Genomic DNA, 14,825 nt, shown 5'->3' on the forward strand with positions numbered 1-14,825 from the left:
GCGACCATAGGGGCTAGCACCTTGCGTGCAAGCGCGAGCGTGGCAAGGGTTACCGGATGGAGAGTCCACAGCGCATAGACGGCACCGCAATCACGATCGTGTTTGATGCATTGGCCGGTGCGCCGCCGTCGCTGCTTCATGTCGGCGGCAAACTCCCCGACGACGAAGACCTCCACGCGCTGCGGCTGGCGGTTCGCCCCAAGCGGCACGGGTCGCAGCCTGATGTGCCCGATCTCGCGACGATCTGGCCGCAGCTGGGTCGCGGTTATTTGGGGTTGCCCGCCATGGCACTGCGTCGCGGCATGGCTGCCTTGCCCAGCAATCTAGTGCTTGGCAGCGGCGCGCGGATTGCGGATCGATCTGCGCATATCGAGCTGGAGGATTTGGTCGCCGGGGTCCGCGTGCTTGTCGATTGGCGGATTGGTGCGGGTGATGTCATCCGGGCGAGCGCGACGATCATCAATGCGGGAGACACCCCGCTTGCCATCGACCGTCTCGTCAGCATCGCGCTGCCGCTGCCCGGCTGGGCGACGTACGCGACGCGCTTTCACGGTCATTGGGCAGGCGAGATGCATCAGGACACCACGCCGATCCCGCATGGGCGAAGCGGCGGAGAGTCGCGCGGCGGGCGGCCCGGTTTTGGCGGGGCCAATTGGCTGATCGCGCATAACGGCGGTTTCAGCGCGGATCATGGCCGTGCCGTCGCGCTTCATCTCGCCTGGAGTGGCGACCATGAAACCGTCATTGAGCGCGATGCCGATGGGGCGATTCTGCAAATGGGTGCGCGGTACGATCCGGGCGAGATCATCCTTGCCCCCGGTGCGCGCTTCACGACCCCCGATGCGGTGCTGGCGATTGTTGATGGTGGGCGAAAAGAAGTGCGTCGTGCCTTGCACACGCATGTGCGATCCGATGTGTTAATCGGTCGCGCCAATTGGGCCCCCCGCCGTGTCCATCTCAACAGCTGGGAGGCGCTCGCCTTTGACATGAACGAGGCGAGCCTGATGCGGTTGGCGAGCGACGCCGCCGCGATCGGAATCGAACGCTTTATCGTCGATGATGGCTGGTTCACCGGGCGGCGGGACGACACCACCAGCCTCGGCGATTGGACGCCGGACTCCCGGCTATTCCCGAACGGTCTGACCCCGTTGATCGATCATGTCACAGCACTCGGCATGGATTTCGGCCTGTGGGTCGAACCCGAAATGGTCAGTCCGGACAGCGATCTGTACCGCGCGCATCCCGATTGGTGCCTGCATCGGCCCGGCGTTGATCGCCCGACGCAGCGGCACCAATTGGTGCTCGACCTTGCGAAGCCCGAGGTGAGCGACCATCTGTTCGGCGTGCTCGACGGGCTGCTCTCGGTGCATCGCATCGCCTATCTCAAATGGGATCACAACCGCGAGCTCTTCCCCAATGACGGTGCTGGTCACAACCAGACGCTGGCGCTCTATGCGCTGATCGATCGGCTCCGCGCCGCGCACCGAAATGTTGAGATCGAAAGCTGTGCCAGCGGCGGCGGGCGGATCGATTGTGGCATGCTCAGCCGCTGCCACCGCGTCTGGCCGAGCGACAATAATGACGCGATCGAACGCTTGCGCATCAACCGCGCCTGGAGCCTGTTCCTGCCGCCCGAGGTGATGGGCAACCATGTCGGCCCCAGCCCCAACCCGATCACCGGGCGCATGCTGCCAATGGACTTCCGCGCTAAGGTCGCGCTGTTCGGGCATATGGGGGTGGAGGCCGATCCGGCGGCGATGAGTGACGCTGACCGGGCAACGCTTGCCGCGCATATCGCCTGCTACAAGCAGTATCGCGATCTGCTGCACAATGGCACCCTCTACGAAATCGCCTTTGACGACGCTGGCCTGTTCGGCACGCTGATCGAACGGGATGGCAAGGCGCTGGCACTGGTCGCGCGCGCGGACATGGCAACCGATTACAACGCAGGACCCGTCCGTTTCCCGGGGTTGCAAGCCGATCGCCGCTACATCGTCACTTTCCCGCTCGCGGGACCAAAGCCACCAAATGGCGTTGCGGGTCAGCTGCTCAGCGGCCGCCTGTTGCGCGACACTGGCCTAGTGCTGCCGCTGTCGCGCCCGGCAACCGCCTGGCTGGTTGCGTTTGACCAAGAGGATGAACCCGCATGATGCGCCTGGGCTGCTGCTATTATCCCGAACATTGGCCCGAAGAGATTTGGGCCGATGACGCACGCCGCATGGTCGAGATGGGTCTGACGCGCGTACGGATCGGCGAATTCGCTTGGAGCCGGATCGAACCGCAACCCTGGCGCTACGATTGGGGCTGGCTCGACCGCGCGATTGATACGCTCCACGCCGCCGGGCTCGGCATCATCCTCGGTACGCCCACCGCGACGCCGCCCAAATGGCTCGTCAACAAAATGCCCGACATGCTGGCCATCGATGCGCAAGGGCAGGAACGGCGCTTTGGCTCGCGCCGCCATTATTGCTTCTCGCATCTCGGCTATCGCGGTGAATGCGCGCGGATCACGGCTGCGCTGGCGGAGCGCTATGGCAACCACCCCGGCATCGTCGCGTGGCAGACCGACAATGAATATGGCTGCCACGATACGATCGTCAGCTATTCAGAAAGCGCCGCGCAAGGCTTCCGCCGCTGGTTGGAGCGCCAATATCAAGATGTGGCTGCGCTCAACACTGCCTGGGGCACTGTGTTCTGGAGCCAGGAATACCGGTCCTTCGCCGAGATCGATCCGCCGCATTTGACCGTCACCGAACCCAATCCGGCGCATGTCCTCGATTATCGCCGCTTCGCCTCCGACGAGGTCGTGACGTTCAACCGGCTGCAGGTTGATCTCCTGCGCAGCGGTTCGCCGGGTCGCGATATCGTCCATAACTATATGGGCTTCTTCACCGAATTCGATCACCACGCCGTTTCTCGCGATCTCGATGTGGCGACATGGGACAGCTACCCGATCGGCTTTCTCGAACAATTCTGGTTTGGGCGCGACGACAAGCTGCGTTACGCGCGGCAAGGCCACCCCGACATCGCCGCCTTCCACCATGATCTCTATCGCGGCTGCGCCAAAGGGCGTTGGTGGGTGATGGAGCAGCAGCCCGGCCCGGTGAACTGGGCCGCGCACAACCCAGCACCACTCCCCGGCATGGTCCGGCTCTGGACGCTGGAGGCAGCCGCACACGGCGCCGAACTGGTCAGCTATTTCCGCTGGCGACAGGCCCCGTTTGCGCAGGAAATGCACCATGCCGGGCTGCTCCGCCCCGACAGCGTCGACGATGTCGGCGCGCATGAAGCGCGCGCTGCGGCGGGCGATCTGGCGGTGCTGGGCGATCTCGGGCCGCCCCCTAAATCGGTCGCGCTGCTGTTTTCCTACGAAGCCGCCTGGCTGTTCGAGGCGCAACCGCAAGGACGCAGTTTTCGGTATATGGAGCTGGTCTTCGCCTTCTACTCGGCGCTTCGGCAGCTCGGCCTCGATGTCGATATCCTGCCGTCCGGTGCCCCGCTCGACGGCTACAAGCTGGTCGTCGCGCCGTCGCTGCCGATCCTCGATCCGGCGCTGACCGAACGGCTGACGGGGCTGGGCGTGCCGGTTCTGTTCGGCCCGCGTAGCGGCAGCCGAACGCGTGACTTCCAGATTCCGGAAGGGCTGCCACCGGGGCCGCTGCGCGATGTCCTTCCGATCACGATCCCGCGCGTGGAATCGCTCCGCGAGGGACTGGTCGAGCAAGGCGATGGCTTTACCGTCGCGCGCTGGTTCGAGCATGTCGAAACCGCGCTCGAGCCCGAGATCGCAGTGCAAGACGGACGGGGCATCGTTTATCGGCAGGGCGCGCTGCGCTATCTAGCGGGCTGGCCCGATGCGGCACTGTTAGAACGGCTGCTGAGCATGATGGCGTCGGAGTCTGGCGTTGCCGTCACAATGCTGCCCTGCGATATTAGATTGCGGCGGGCAGGTGATATGACCTTTGCTTTCAACTATGGGCCAGAGCCGGTCGATATCACCGATTTCGTCGGCGCGCCGCTGATCATCGGTGATCGGTTGCTGCCCTCTACCGGCGTCGCCGCGTGGCGCGATTGAAGGCCGGGCTATCGCCTGACCCATAAACATGCTTCCTTCGCGGTCGGGCTTTCGGGGGTAGCGTACATGACCACGCAATCACGACCATTTGGCTTCTGGACGGCAACCGCGCTTGTCGTCGGCGGGATGATCGGCTCGGGCATTTTTGTCCAGCCAGCGCAGCTTGCGCCGTTCGGCTGGACGGGGGCGGCCGCTTGGCTCGTCGCCATTCCGGGCGCTTTGCTGTTGGCCTATGTCCTTTCCCGGCTGACGGCTGCGCGCCCCGATGCGACCGGCACAATTGCCATCGTAGCGGAGGGGCTGGGGCCGTTACCAGGGTTGCTGGTCGGCTGGAGCTATTGGGTCGGCATCTGTTCGGCCAATGCCATCATCGCGTTGACGGCGGTACGCTATGGCGCGGCGTTTTTCCCCGCGCTCACCGCCACGCCGCTCGCCACCGCGATGGCGGCGACGGCATTGATCTGGGCGCTGACCGCGCTCAATTTTGGCGGGGCAAAGGGGGCTGGCCGGTTTCAAGTGCTGACGACGGTGCTGAAATTGCTGCCGCTGGTGGCAGTCGCGGCGATCCTCGCTGGCCTGTCCGTGGTCGATCCGGCGCGGTTCTCGGCTAACCCGCATACGCCGTTTGATGCGGGTAAGTTCACGATGGTGCTGACGCTTGCCTTTTTTCCGCTCGTCGGGTTCGAATGCGCGTCGCTGGCAGCAGAGCGCGTGCGCGATCCGGCGCGCAACGTGCTGCGGGCGACCTTGGTCGGCACGTTGCTGACGGGGATCTTATACATCATCCTGTGCAACGGCATCGTGCTTGCCTTGCCCGAAGCAATGGTTGCTGCGTCTGATGCGCCGATTGCGATGTTTGTCGAAAATTTCTGGGGGCGTGGCGCCGGTCTCGTCATTGCTGCCTTTGCGTCGATCGCGGCGATCGGGTGCCTCAATGGCTGGGTGTTGATGCAGGGTGAACTGCCGCTCGGCATGGCCCGCGCGGGCATAATCCCGGCGGTTCTGGGGCGGACTACGGATCGCGACGTGCCGATCATCGCTATGCTGCTGTCGAGCACGGTTGCCAGCCTGTTGGTGCTGTCGGGCGCGATTCCCGGCATCACCGATGTGCTCACCTTCATGCTGCAACTAACGACGGCGGCGACGGTGTGGTTCTATTTCGGTGCCTGCGCTGCGGCACTGGCGTTTGGCATCGTTCGCCCGCTTGCGGTGGTCGGCATGGCGTTTTCGGCCTGGGTGTTGTGGGGATCGGGCATGGAGGCGCTGCTGCTCAGCATCGCCTTGATGCTGACCGCGCTGCCGCTCTATTGGCTGCGCTCAGGCCGCCGCCCGCTTACGAAACAACCGGCCTAGAATCGTCCGGTCCTTCAAAATCTCGCGCGCTGCATTGTGCCCCGGCGCGCCCGTAACACCGCCGCCCGGATGCGTGCCTGAACCGCACATATAAAGCCCGGCAATCGGGCTACGATAATCGCCATGCCCCAGCACCGGCCGCGCCGCCCAAAGCTGATCAAGGCCCATCTTGCCGTGGAAGATATCGCCGCCGATGAGGCCGAACTTGCGCTCGAGATCGAGCGGCGAATGGATCTGCCGCGCGATGATGCTCGCTTTGAAATTGGGCGCATGTTGGGTGACGCAATCGATGATGTGATCGGCCGCCGCCTCGCGCGCGTCATCCCATGACCGGCCATCCGGCAACTCGGGCGCAAATTGCTGGCAGAACAGGCTGGCGACGTGCAGCCCTTCAGGCGCCAGCGAATCGTCGACGGTCGATGGCAATTTCATCTCGACAATCGGTGCCTTCGACCAGCCAAAGGCGCGCGCATCGTCATAGGCCTGGTCCATATAGTCCATGCCCGGCGCGATGATGATCCCAGCGGTGTGGTGTTCTGCCTTTTCCTTGCCCGGCAGCACCGTGAAATCGGGCAGTTCCGACAGCGCGACGTTCATCCGGAAGGTGCCCGACCCGGTCTTGAAGTTATCGATCCGGCGCTTGAAATCGGGCTTCAGGTCGCTCCCCGCAATCAGCTGGCGATAGAGCAACGCCGGGCCGACATTGGCCGCGATGATATCGGCAGCGATCTCCTCGCCCGATTCGAGCTTTACACCGACCGCCTTGCCGCCATCGACCAAAACATGCGCGACCGGCGCTTCCAGGCTGATCTCGACGCCATGTTCGACGCATGCCTCGGCCATCGCCTTGGTGATCGCGCCCATCCCGCCGACACTATGCCCCCAGGCGCCCTTCTTGCCGTTCACTTCGCCGAACACGTGGTGGAGCAGCACATAGGCGGACCCCGGCGTGCTGACGCCCGCATAATTGCCGACCACCGCATCAAACGCGAAGGCGGTCTTGACGTGATCGTCCTCATACCAGCCATCGAGGAAATCGCGCGCGCTCTTGGTGAACATGTCGAGCACATCGGCCTGCGCATCGACGCTCATCCCGGCGAGCTTGCGCCCCTGCGATGCGGCGCTCAGCAACGCTGGGATGCCACCGCCGGCATTGGGTGGAGTCTTGAGCGACAAATCACGCAGCACCTCGGCCACGCGCTCCAGCGCTTCCTCATAGGCGGGGAAGGTATCGGCATCCTTCTGCGAGAAGCGCGCGAACTCCACCTGGGTGCGTGCTGTGCCGCCGCCGAGTTTCAGATAGGTATCCGGAAAGGGGAAGAAATTGCTGATCGTGCGTTCGATGATGCGAAAGCCGCGATCGTGCAGCTTCATGTCGGCAATCACTTGCGGGCGCAGCAGCGACACCGTGTAGCTCGCGGTTGAATTGCGGAAGCCGGGGTGGAATTCCTCGGTAACGCAAGCGCCGCCGATGATGGCGCGGCGTTCAAGCACCCGGACCTTGAGCCCTGCGCGCGCGAGGTAAAAAGCGCAGACAAGCCCGTTATGGCCGCCGCCGATGATCAGTGCGTCGTATTTTTTGGTCATGGGGGGAGTGGTGCCGTGACGGGCGGGAATTGTCGAGAGGCGGGCAACTATACACTTAGGCCTTCCCTGATATAGCTGCATTAGCAACGCAAATGACGTGAAAGGGGGAGCCATGCAGTCTCGACACATGCTGCAGATTGGGATGGCACTCGCGATTGGGTTGTTTTCGTCCTGCATTGCCATCGCCGAAGAGCAGGCGCGATTCGTGTCGCAGACACCGACCGCCCGGGTCGATTATTGGCAAAAACGCGATGCTGAAATCACCCAGCACCTGTCGACCAAAGCGACCCTTGAATCGGTCAGGATCGTTTTCGTCGGGGATTCGATCACGGATTTTTGGCACTTGGACGCCAATCCCTGGTTCCCCGGCAAGTTTTGCGGACGATCAGTTTGGGACGAAAGTTTCGGGCCCGCTTCGCCAACACGTTTTGCGCTCAACCTGGGCGTATCCGGCGACCGTATCGAACATGTGTTGCACCGGCTGTTGCCAGCAGCACAGGGCGGCGAAGGCTGGCTCGACCGGCCCGACCTGAAACCGGAATGGGTGTTCGTGATGCTGGGCATCAACAACTCGTTTGACGTTGAGCAGCCCGCTGTCGCCAGCATCACTCAAGGGGTTGAGGCGGTCATTGCCCGCATCCGAGAGCGCAAACCGACGGCACGGATCGTGGTGCAATCGCTCCTGCCGACCGACGACGATGCCAAAAACCACGACCTCGTCCAGCCCGTCAACGCCAATTTGCGCGCTCATGTAAAGGCCACCAAAGGGCTGTACTTCCTCGATTTATACCCCGCATTCGTGGATTCAACCGGCGCCCAAAGGCGAGAATTATTCAATGACAGCCTGCACCCCAGTCGCGAAGGCTACCGGCTTTGGCGCGATCAGGTGCTGGCGTTTCAGGCTAGTTAAGCCATTGGGCAGAAACATAAATAATCTTGTTGCCGCTTGAAAAACGGTATTCGGGCCAAAACGAAAAGCCGGGGTTAGATACGAGGTGAGTAAATCGCCCTTTAGCTGATCCATAGACGTCACAATTTGCGGCGTCGGCAGCCGAGATGCCCCTCAGCATCCCCCCGCCGCTACTTCATCAGCACCAGTTCTTCGGCCATGGTCGGGTGCAGGGCGATGGTCTGGTCGAACACGTCCTTGGTCAGCCCGGCCTTTAGCGCGACGGCGGCCAACTGGATGATCTCGCCCGATTCCGGGCCGATCATGTGCAGGCCCACCACGCGATTGGTCGCGGCATCGCACACCATCTTGTACAGCGCGCGCTCGTTGCGGCCGGCCAGCACATTCTTCATCGGCCGGAAATCGGAGGTGTAGACCCGCACCGATCCATATTTCTGCTTGGCCTGGCTTTCGGTCAGCCCGACGGCACCGATTGGCGGATGGCTGAACACCGCGCTCGGGATACAGCCATAGTCAACCCGGGTCGGTTTGCCCCCAAAAACCGTGTCAGCAAAGGCCTGGCCTTCGCGGATCGCCACGGGGGTCAGTTGCACCCGGTTGGTCACATCGCCAACCGCATAGATGCTGGGGATGTTGGTCTGGTTATCGTCGTCGACCTTCACTGCCCCATTTTCAAGCAGCACGCCTGCAGCCTCCAGCCCCAGCCCCGCGATATGCGGCACCCGGCCGGTGGCAAACATCACGCAATCCACGGTCATCGGTTCGCCGGTGGTGAATTCGACCAGCATGCTGCCATCGTCATTCTTGGTGATCGATTTGAACACGGTGTTGAACCGGAACTGGATGCCCTTGCCCATCGATATTTGCAGCAGCCGGTCGCGGATCTGCTCGTCATAGCCGCGCAGAATGGCATCGCTGCGGTTCACCACCGTCACCGCGCTGCCGAATTCATGGAAGATCCCGGCGAACTCATTGGCGATATAGCCCGCACCCGCGATCAGCACGCGTTTGGGCAGGGTGGGCAGGTGGAAAACCTCGTTGGAGGTAATCGCGTTTTCGCTGCCGGGGAAGTGCAGCAATTGCGGCGTCGCGCCGGTGGCGATCAGGATCCGGCCAGCCGTTACCGACTTGCCGCTGCCCAGCCGGACCTCGTTCGGGCCAGTGACCTCAGCACGGTCGAGAATGACCTCGACCTTATGGCTGTCCAGCGTGGTCGTATAGGCGGCATTGAGGCGATCGACCTCGGCCAGCACATTGTCGCGCAACCTTGGCCAATCGAAAGCGCAGTCGGGCACGTCCCAGCCAAAGCGCCGAGCATCGGCCAGGTCCTCGGCAAAATGCGCTCCATAGACGAGGAGCTTTTTGGGCACGCAGCCGCGGATCACGCAGGTGCCGCCGACCCTGAATTCCTCGGCAATCGCCACTTTGGCCCCGTGCGCGGAGGAGACGCGCGCCGCCCGTACACCACCCGAACCGGCACCGATCACGAACAGGTCATAGTCATAGGTCGTCATAGTCGTTCCTTGAAGACATCACCCCAGCAACCACTGGAGCTTCGGGCCGGATGCGTTGCCAGCGCTCGCTAGCGGCAAGAGGATGGCGGGATGGATTATCCGAATGCGCGCCGCATCAGATCGGTGGTGGAAGCGTCAAAGTCCAGCCCGCCGCTGCCTGCCGCCTTGGCCATTTCCTTTCCCAGCTCGACGCCGAACTGATCGAACGGATTGAGGCCGAGCAGCACGGCGTTGGCAAAGGTGCGATGTTCATAAAAGGCAATCAGCGCGCCGAGCGACCGCGGATCGAGCGTCTCGATCAGTATCGTCGCGCTCGGGCGGTCGCCCGGATAGGCCCGCGCCGGATCGGCATCATTGGCGCGGCCCGCCATCAGCGCGGCTCCTTGCGCAAAGCAATTGAGCAGCAACTGGCGGTGATGCTCATCATCAAGCGCGTCGCCAGGCTCGGTAACGGCAACGAATTCGACCGGCACCAGATGGGTGCCCTGATGGAGCAGCTGGAACACCGCATGCTGGGCATCGGTGCCAACGCCGCCCCAGGTGATTGGTGCCGTCTGGCGCCCAATTGGCTGGCCATCGATCCCGACGCTCTTGCCGTTCGATTCCATTTCGAGCTGCTGCAGATAGCTCGGCAACAGCCGCAGCCGCTCATCATAAGCAAAGGTGGCGCGCGTCGCGCACCCCTTTACCTGCGTGTAAAAAAGGTCGGCGAAGGCGGCGAGCATCGGCGCATTTTCATGCGCTGCAGCAAGTCGGAAATGGCGATCCATTTCGCCGGCCCCTTCGAGCAATTCTTCAAACGCTGCCCAGCCAAGCGCTAACGCTGCCGGAAACCCGATCGACGACCAGAGCGAATAGCGCCCGCCGACCGATTCAGCGAAGGGCAGCACCCTGGTTTCATCAATGCCCCATTCCACGGCTTTGTCGGGCGCTGCAGTCAGCGCGATCACCCGGCCATAGGGGTCTTCGCTACCGCCTTCGCGCATCCATTCGAGCGCGCTTGAGGCGTTCAGCAGGGTTTCGGTGGTGGTGAAGGTCTTTGAAGCGATGACGAGCAGGGTCGCCGATGGATCGAACCGCGCGAACACCTCTTCCAGCGCGCAACCATCAACATTGGAGATGACCGCCACTTCATAACGATCTTCATCGCGCCCCAGCGCGTCGATCAGCAGATCGGGTCCCAGCGCCGAACCGCCAATGCCGATATGCAGGATGTGTGCGATCGGCCCCAGTGCTTCCATTTCAATCGCGTCGATCAGCGCGCGCATTCGGGCGTGGAGCAGGCCCGCGCGGGTGACGCTGTCTGCAGCGCCTTCGCCACGTTCTGCGGTATGTTCAGCGGCGCGGCCTTCGGTGATGTTGACGGCATCGCCCCGGAACAGCGCGTCGCGCTTGCCTGACAGGTCCTGCGCCCGCGCCAGCGATTCGAATGCGGTCAGCACGTCTGCGGTCAGATGCGTCTTTGACCAATCAAAATGCAGCCCCGCCACATCGATGCCAAACCGCGCCACCCGATCGGGATCAGCGCCGAACAGCGACAGCAAGGGGGGTGGATTGAGCGCCTCAATCAGATGCCAATCGGGGGCAGACATCGGCATTTCTCCAGGTTGGCGCCAACGGCAGCGGGGTTAATCGCGGCTGGCCACATAATCGGGCAAAGCCGCACAAAGCCCTGCCAATGCTGCTCTAGCGTCCCAATTCAGCGCCTGCCACCCGAAACACTCGGCTTGACGCCGCAAGCGCGCCCAAGCAAAGCCGCCCAATGACCGATGTCGCCAGCACTGCCAAGATGCCAACGTCATTGCGCGGAGAGACGCGCGAGACGCTGTCGTTCCTGCTCAAACTGGTGATCATCGTCGCGATCTTTCGCAGTTTTATCTTTTCGCCGTTCAACATCCCGTCCGAATCGATGCTGCCACGGTTGTTGGTTGGCGACTATTTGTTCGTGTCGAAATGGAATTACGGCTTTTCGCGCTATAGCCTGCCGTTCAGCCTGCCGCTGATTCCGGGACATATTTTCGCGCGGCTGCCCGAACGCGGCGATGTCGCGGTGTTCAAGGCGCCGCCCGGCAATGGCGAGGATTATATTAAGCGCGTGATTGGTCTGCCCGGCGATACAATCCAGATGCGGCGCGGCCAGCTCATCCTGAACGGCGTGGCGGTGCCCAAGCAGCGAATCGCCGATTTCATCGTGCCGATTACCCCCAATTATACCTGTTCTGCGGAATTTCAGGATAGCGACGATGGCAAGCCGATCTGCCGCTATGCGCAGTTTCGTGAAACGCTGCCCAGCGGCCGCAGCTATAATGTGCTTGATCGCGGCGACACCCCCGCTGACAATACGAGCCTGTTCATCGTGCCGGCCGATCATGTCTTCATGATGGGTGATAATCGTGACGACAGCGCCGATAGCCGCTTTCCGCCGGTCGTCGGTCAAGGAATTGGCTTTGTCCCGACCCGCAATCTGGAGGGCAAAGCGGTGGTGATGTTCTTCTCCACCAATGGCACCGCCAATTGGTTCCTGCCCTGGACCTGGTTCAGCGCCGCTCGCTGGGGGCGGATTGGCGGCGGCTTTTGAACGACACCGCGCTTGGCGGCTGGCTCGAACAGCTGCTTGGGGCCAAGCCGAAAGACATCGCGCTTTATGATCGGGCGCTGACGCATGGCAGCCAGGCCGCCGCGAACTATGAGCGGCTCGAATTTCTGGGCGATCGTGTGCTCGGCCTGATCATCGCTGAATGGCTGTTTGAGCTGTTTGGCGACGAACCAGAGGGCCAATTGTCCAAAAGACTGAATGCACTGGTTACCGGGCCGGTTTGTGCCACGGTCGCGCGCGCCAATGGCGTGGCCCCGCGGCTGAAGCTTGGCAAGCAGGCGCGCGATGACGGTGCCGCCGATAGCGATAATGTGCTGGGCGATGTGATGGAGGCGTTGATCGGCGCGCTCTATCTAGACCAAGGGCTGGTGGCGGTGCGCTTGGCCGTGCGCCGGCTGTGGGGCGATCGGGTGACGATGCAGGCGCGCGCGCCGCAACATCCCAAATCGGCGCTGCAGGAATGGGCCGCCGCGCAAAATCGCCGTCCGCCCGAATACACCATCATTGATCGGTCTGGCCCCCACCATGCGCCGGTCTTCACCATTCGGGTCAGCGTCGGCAAACTGGCGGAAGCGAGCGCAAGCGGCACGTCGAAGCAAGAAGCAGAGACCGCAGCAGCGGCGGCATTGATGGCGCAGCTTGAGCCCTGATCATCACGACGCCCTTGTCCCCGCATCCGCGCTGGCGCAAGAGCAGCCCATGAATGAGAACGAACAATCCTGCGGCCTGATTGCTGTTGTCGGTGCCCCCAATGCGGGCAAGTCGACGCTCGTCAATGCGCTGGTCGGGCAAAAGGTCGCGATCGTCAGCCCCAAGGCGCAGACCACGCGTACCCGGCTGATGGGGGTCGCGATTGAGGGCGATACCCAGATTTTGCTGGTCGACACGCCCGGCATCTTCGAACCCAAACGCCGGCTTGATCGCGCAATGGTCGCCGCCGCCTGGAGCGGCGCGGAAGGGGCGGACGTGATTGCGCTCGTCGTTGACGGTAAAGGCGGCATTGGCCCCAAGGTCATGGCGATCGCGGAGGGATTGAAGCACCGCCGCGAACCCAAATATCTGATCCTGAACAAGGTCGACATCGCCGAAAAGGAACGCCTGCTCGGCCATGCCAAACGCCTGAACGATGCTGTGCCGTTCGAGGAAATCTTCTTCGTCAGCGCGAGTACCGGCGATGGCCTGCCCGAACTCAAAAGCGCTTTTGCCAAGGCGATGCCCAAGGGGCCCTGGCACTTCCCCGAAGATCAGGTCTCCGACGCCACCGAACGCATGTTGGCGGCAGAAGTGACCCGCGAGCAACTCTACCTTCAGCTCCATGCCGAGCTGCCCTATGCCAGCGCGGTCGAGACCGAGCAGTATAAGGAGCGCGAGGACGGATCGGTCGAGATCCACCAGCAGATCCTGGTCGCCCGCACCACCCAGCGTGCGATCGTGCTCGGCAAGGGCGGCCAACGCATCAAGGAAATCGGTGCGCGCGCCCGCGCTGAGCTATCGACGCTGATGGGGCGACCAGTGCACCTTTATCTTCACGTCAAGGTAAAGGAAAATTGGGATGATGACCGTAGTGTGTACCGCGACATGGGGCTGGACTGGGTAGAATGACCAAGAGTGTGAAAGCCGCGATCTATCAAGCGGCACCGGTGCCGTTGTGCATCGATTATGGCCTTGCGCGGCTGATCGAACAGGTCGGCGACGCGATCGATATCGGCGCAGAGCTGGTGGCGTTTGGCGAGACCTTTCTGGGCGGCTATCCGCTCTGGCTCGACGAAGCGCCCGATGCGGCGATCTGGGACCATAAGGGCACGCAGGCGCTGCATTCGATCATCCTTGATCAGGCGCTGCGCAAGAATGATCCGCGCCTTGCGCCGCTGCAGGCGTTGGTCGATGCATCTGGCATCATCGTCTGTGTCGGTGGACATGAACGGGTGCGATCGACGCTCACCAACACGCAATATATCTTTCGTCCCCACTTGCCGCCGGTGCTCCACCGCAAGCTGGTGCCGACGCATGGCGAACGGATGATCTGGGGTCGGGGCGATGGATCGACGCTGGAAGTCCATGAAGCTGAATGGGGTAATCTCGGCCAGCTGATTTGCTGGGAGCATTGGATGCCGCTGGTGCGCGCAGCGATGCATCATGAAGGGGAGGCGGTGCATGTCGCTTCCTGGCCCACGGTGCGTGAGGTGCATCTCGTCGCATCGCGCCATTATGCGTTTGAAGGGCGCTGTTTCGTGCTGGCAGCGGGGACGATCCAGGACCGCAGCGAGCTGATCGAGGGGCTGGAGCGGGTTGGCGGCGATGTCGATGCGCGCGCGCTGATCATGGGGATGCCCGAAGGCCAGCTCCAATTTGGCGGCAGCGCGATCATCGGTCCCGATGGCATCATCATCGCCGAAGCAATGGAAGGCCCCGATCTGCTGGTCGCCGATCTCGATCTTTCGGCGATCAGCCGGGGCCTTGCCTCGCTTGACACCGATGGCCATTATTCGCGCCCCGATGTGTTTGAACTGCGCATCGATCGCCGCGCCCGCACCGGTGTCGCCAACGCCATCGACGGCCTCGCCCCACGCACCCGCCGCAAGAGCGACAAGTCGGCGGAGTAGGGCGTGGACCCATTAGTGCGGTTGACTAGAGAAATGTGGAGTGCAGAACGGCAGCTTTTGGCGAATGATGCGGGGCTTAGTTCTATGTCTAGAGTCGTTCTGATTTAGATTGAGGCATATCCGGCACCCCTGATGTAGTTGGCACATTCGTCGGGAGGGAAGCGGTCGAGCAGTTTGCCGATGCGCC

The 14,825-nt window shown here is 62.6% G+C and carries 11 protein-coding genes; 8 read left to right on the plus strand and 3 right to left on the minus strand.

Features of this window, described 5'->3' with window-relative positions; genetic code table 11:
• Positions 1–56 precede the first annotated feature (56 nt).
• From B7Y43_RS15225 to B7Y43_RS15235, 3 genes are all read left to right on the plus strand, one after another.
• Complete coding sequence (locus tag B7Y43_RS15225) at positions 57–2,150, plus strand: alpha-galactosidase (RefSeq protein WP_374132523.1); 2,094 nt, start codon at positions 57–59, stop codon at positions 2,148–2,150.
• Positions 2,147–4,075 (plus strand): beta-galactosidase, encoded by a 1,929-nt coding sequence (locus B7Y43_RS15230; RefSeq protein ID WP_374132524.1) that lies wholly within the window; start codon positions 2,147–2,149, stop codon positions 4,073–4,075. The genes B7Y43_RS15225 and B7Y43_RS15230 overlap by 4 nt, the downstream gene beginning before the upstream one ends.
• A 66-nt stretch (positions 4,076–4,141) precedes the next feature.
• Positions 4,142–5,428 carry an APC family permease gene (locus B7Y43_RS15235; RefSeq protein ID WP_374132525.1) on the plus strand — a complete coding sequence of 429 codons (1,287 nt, stop codon included), beginning with the start codon at positions 4,142–4,144 and terminating at the stop codon, positions 5,426–5,428.
• On the opposite strand, the gene B7Y43_RS15240 is transcribed toward B7Y43_RS15235, so the two are convergent.
• Positions 5,393–7,015, minus strand: coding sequence for an NAD(P)/FAD-dependent oxidoreductase (locus B7Y43_RS15240; RefSeq protein WP_374132526.1), 1,623 nt, complete (start codon positions 7,013–7,015; stop codon positions 5,393–5,395). The two genes, B7Y43_RS15235 and B7Y43_RS15240, sit on opposite strands and share 36 nt — an antisense overlap.
• Before the next feature lie 112 nt (positions 7,016–7,127).
• On the opposite strand from B7Y43_RS15240, the gene B7Y43_RS15245 reads away from it, so the two are divergent.
• Positions 7,128–7,925: a GDSL-type esterase/lipase family protein gene (locus B7Y43_RS15245; protein ID WP_374132527.1), complete on the plus strand. Its 798-nt coding sequence runs from the start codon at positions 7,128–7,130 to the stop codon at positions 7,923–7,925.
• Positions 7,926–8,095: 170 nt separating this feature from the next.
• On the opposite strand, the gene gorA is transcribed toward B7Y43_RS15245, so the two are convergent.
• Both gorA and pgi read right to left on the minus strand, forming a co-directional pair.
• A complete protein-coding gene (gorA, locus tag B7Y43_RS15250) occupies positions 8,096–9,439 on the minus strand; it encodes a glutathione-disulfide reductase (RefSeq protein ID WP_374132528.1) in 1,344 nt (447 codons plus the stop codon).
• Positions 9,440–9,534: 95 nt separating this feature from the next.
• Positions 9,535–11,031, minus strand: a complete 1,497-nt coding sequence (pgi, locus tag B7Y43_RS15255) for a glucose-6-phosphate isomerase (RefSeq protein ID WP_374132529.1) — start codon at positions 11,029–11,031, stop codon at positions 9,535–9,537.
• Between the two features lie 170 nt (positions 11,032–11,201).
• Between pgi and lepB the strand changes: the two genes are divergently transcribed.
• From lepB to B7Y43_RS15275, 4 genes are read left to right on the plus strand one after another with little or no spacing between them, the layout of a single operon-like run.
• The gene (gene lepB / locus B7Y43_RS15260; RefSeq protein ID WP_374132530.1) at positions 11,202–12,017 is read left to right on the plus strand and encodes a S26 family signal peptidase; all 816 of its coding nucleotides are present in this window, start codon (positions 11,202–11,204) and stop codon (positions 12,015–12,017) included.
• Positions 12,014–12,685 (plus strand): ribonuclease III, encoded by a 672-nt coding sequence (gene rnc, locus B7Y43_RS15265; protein ID WP_374132531.1) that lies wholly within the window; start codon positions 12,014–12,016, stop codon positions 12,683–12,685. Before lepB ends, rnc begins: the two co-directional genes overlap by 4 nt.
• A gap of 49 nt (positions 12,686–12,734) precedes the next feature.
• Positions 12,735–13,637, plus strand: coding sequence for a GTPase Era (gene era, locus B7Y43_RS15270; RefSeq protein WP_374132532.1), 903 nt, complete (start codon positions 12,735–12,737; stop codon positions 13,635–13,637).
• Positions 13,634–14,638, plus strand: coding sequence for a carbon-nitrogen hydrolase family protein (locus B7Y43_RS15275; protein WP_374132533.1), 1,005 nt, complete (start codon positions 13,634–13,636; stop codon positions 14,636–14,638). Before era ends, B7Y43_RS15275 begins: the two co-directional genes overlap by 4 nt.
• Positions 14,639–14,825: the final 187 nt, after the last annotated feature.

This window comes from Sphingomonas sp. 28-62-20 (assembly GCF_002281505.1).

Excerpts from the sequence above, each read along its gene's own strand:
- B7Y43_RS15245 (WP_374132527.1), top strand. The coding sequence starts at position 7,128 with ATGCAGTCTCGACACATGCTGCAGATTGGGATGGCACTCGCGATTGGG.
- B7Y43_RS15240 (WP_374132526.1), bottom strand. The coding sequence starts at position 7,015 with ATGACCAAAAAATACGACGCACTGATCATCGGCGGCGGCCATAACGGG.
- era (WP_374132532.1), top strand. The coding sequence starts at position 12,735 with ATGAATGAGAACGAACAATCCTGCGGCCTGATTGCTGTTGTCGGTGCC.
- B7Y43_RS15225 (WP_374132523.1), top strand. The coding sequence starts at position 57 with ATGGAGAGTCCACAGCGCATAGACGGCACCGCAATCACGATCGTGTTT.
- lepB (WP_374132530.1), top strand. The coding sequence starts at position 11,202 with ATGACCGATGTCGCCAGCACTGCCAAGATGCCAACGTCATTGCGCGGA.
- gorA (WP_374132528.1), bottom strand. The coding sequence starts at position 9,439 with ATGACGACCTATGACTATGACCTGTTCGTGATCGGTGCCGGTTCGGGT.
- pgi (WP_374132529.1), bottom strand. The coding sequence starts at position 11,031 with ATGTCTGCCCCCGATTGGCATCTGATTGAGGCGCTCAATCCACCCCCC.
- B7Y43_RS15275 (WP_374132533.1), top strand. The coding sequence starts at position 13,634 with ATGACCAAGAGTGTGAAAGCCGCGATCTATCAAGCGGCACCGGTGCCG.
- B7Y43_RS15230 (WP_374132524.1), top strand. The coding sequence starts at position 2,147 with ATGATGCGCCTGGGCTGCTGCTATTATCCCGAACATTGGCCCGAAGAG.
- B7Y43_RS15235 (WP_374132525.1), top strand. The coding sequence starts at position 4,142 with ATGACCACGCAATCACGACCATTTGGCTTCTGGACGGCAACCGCGCTT.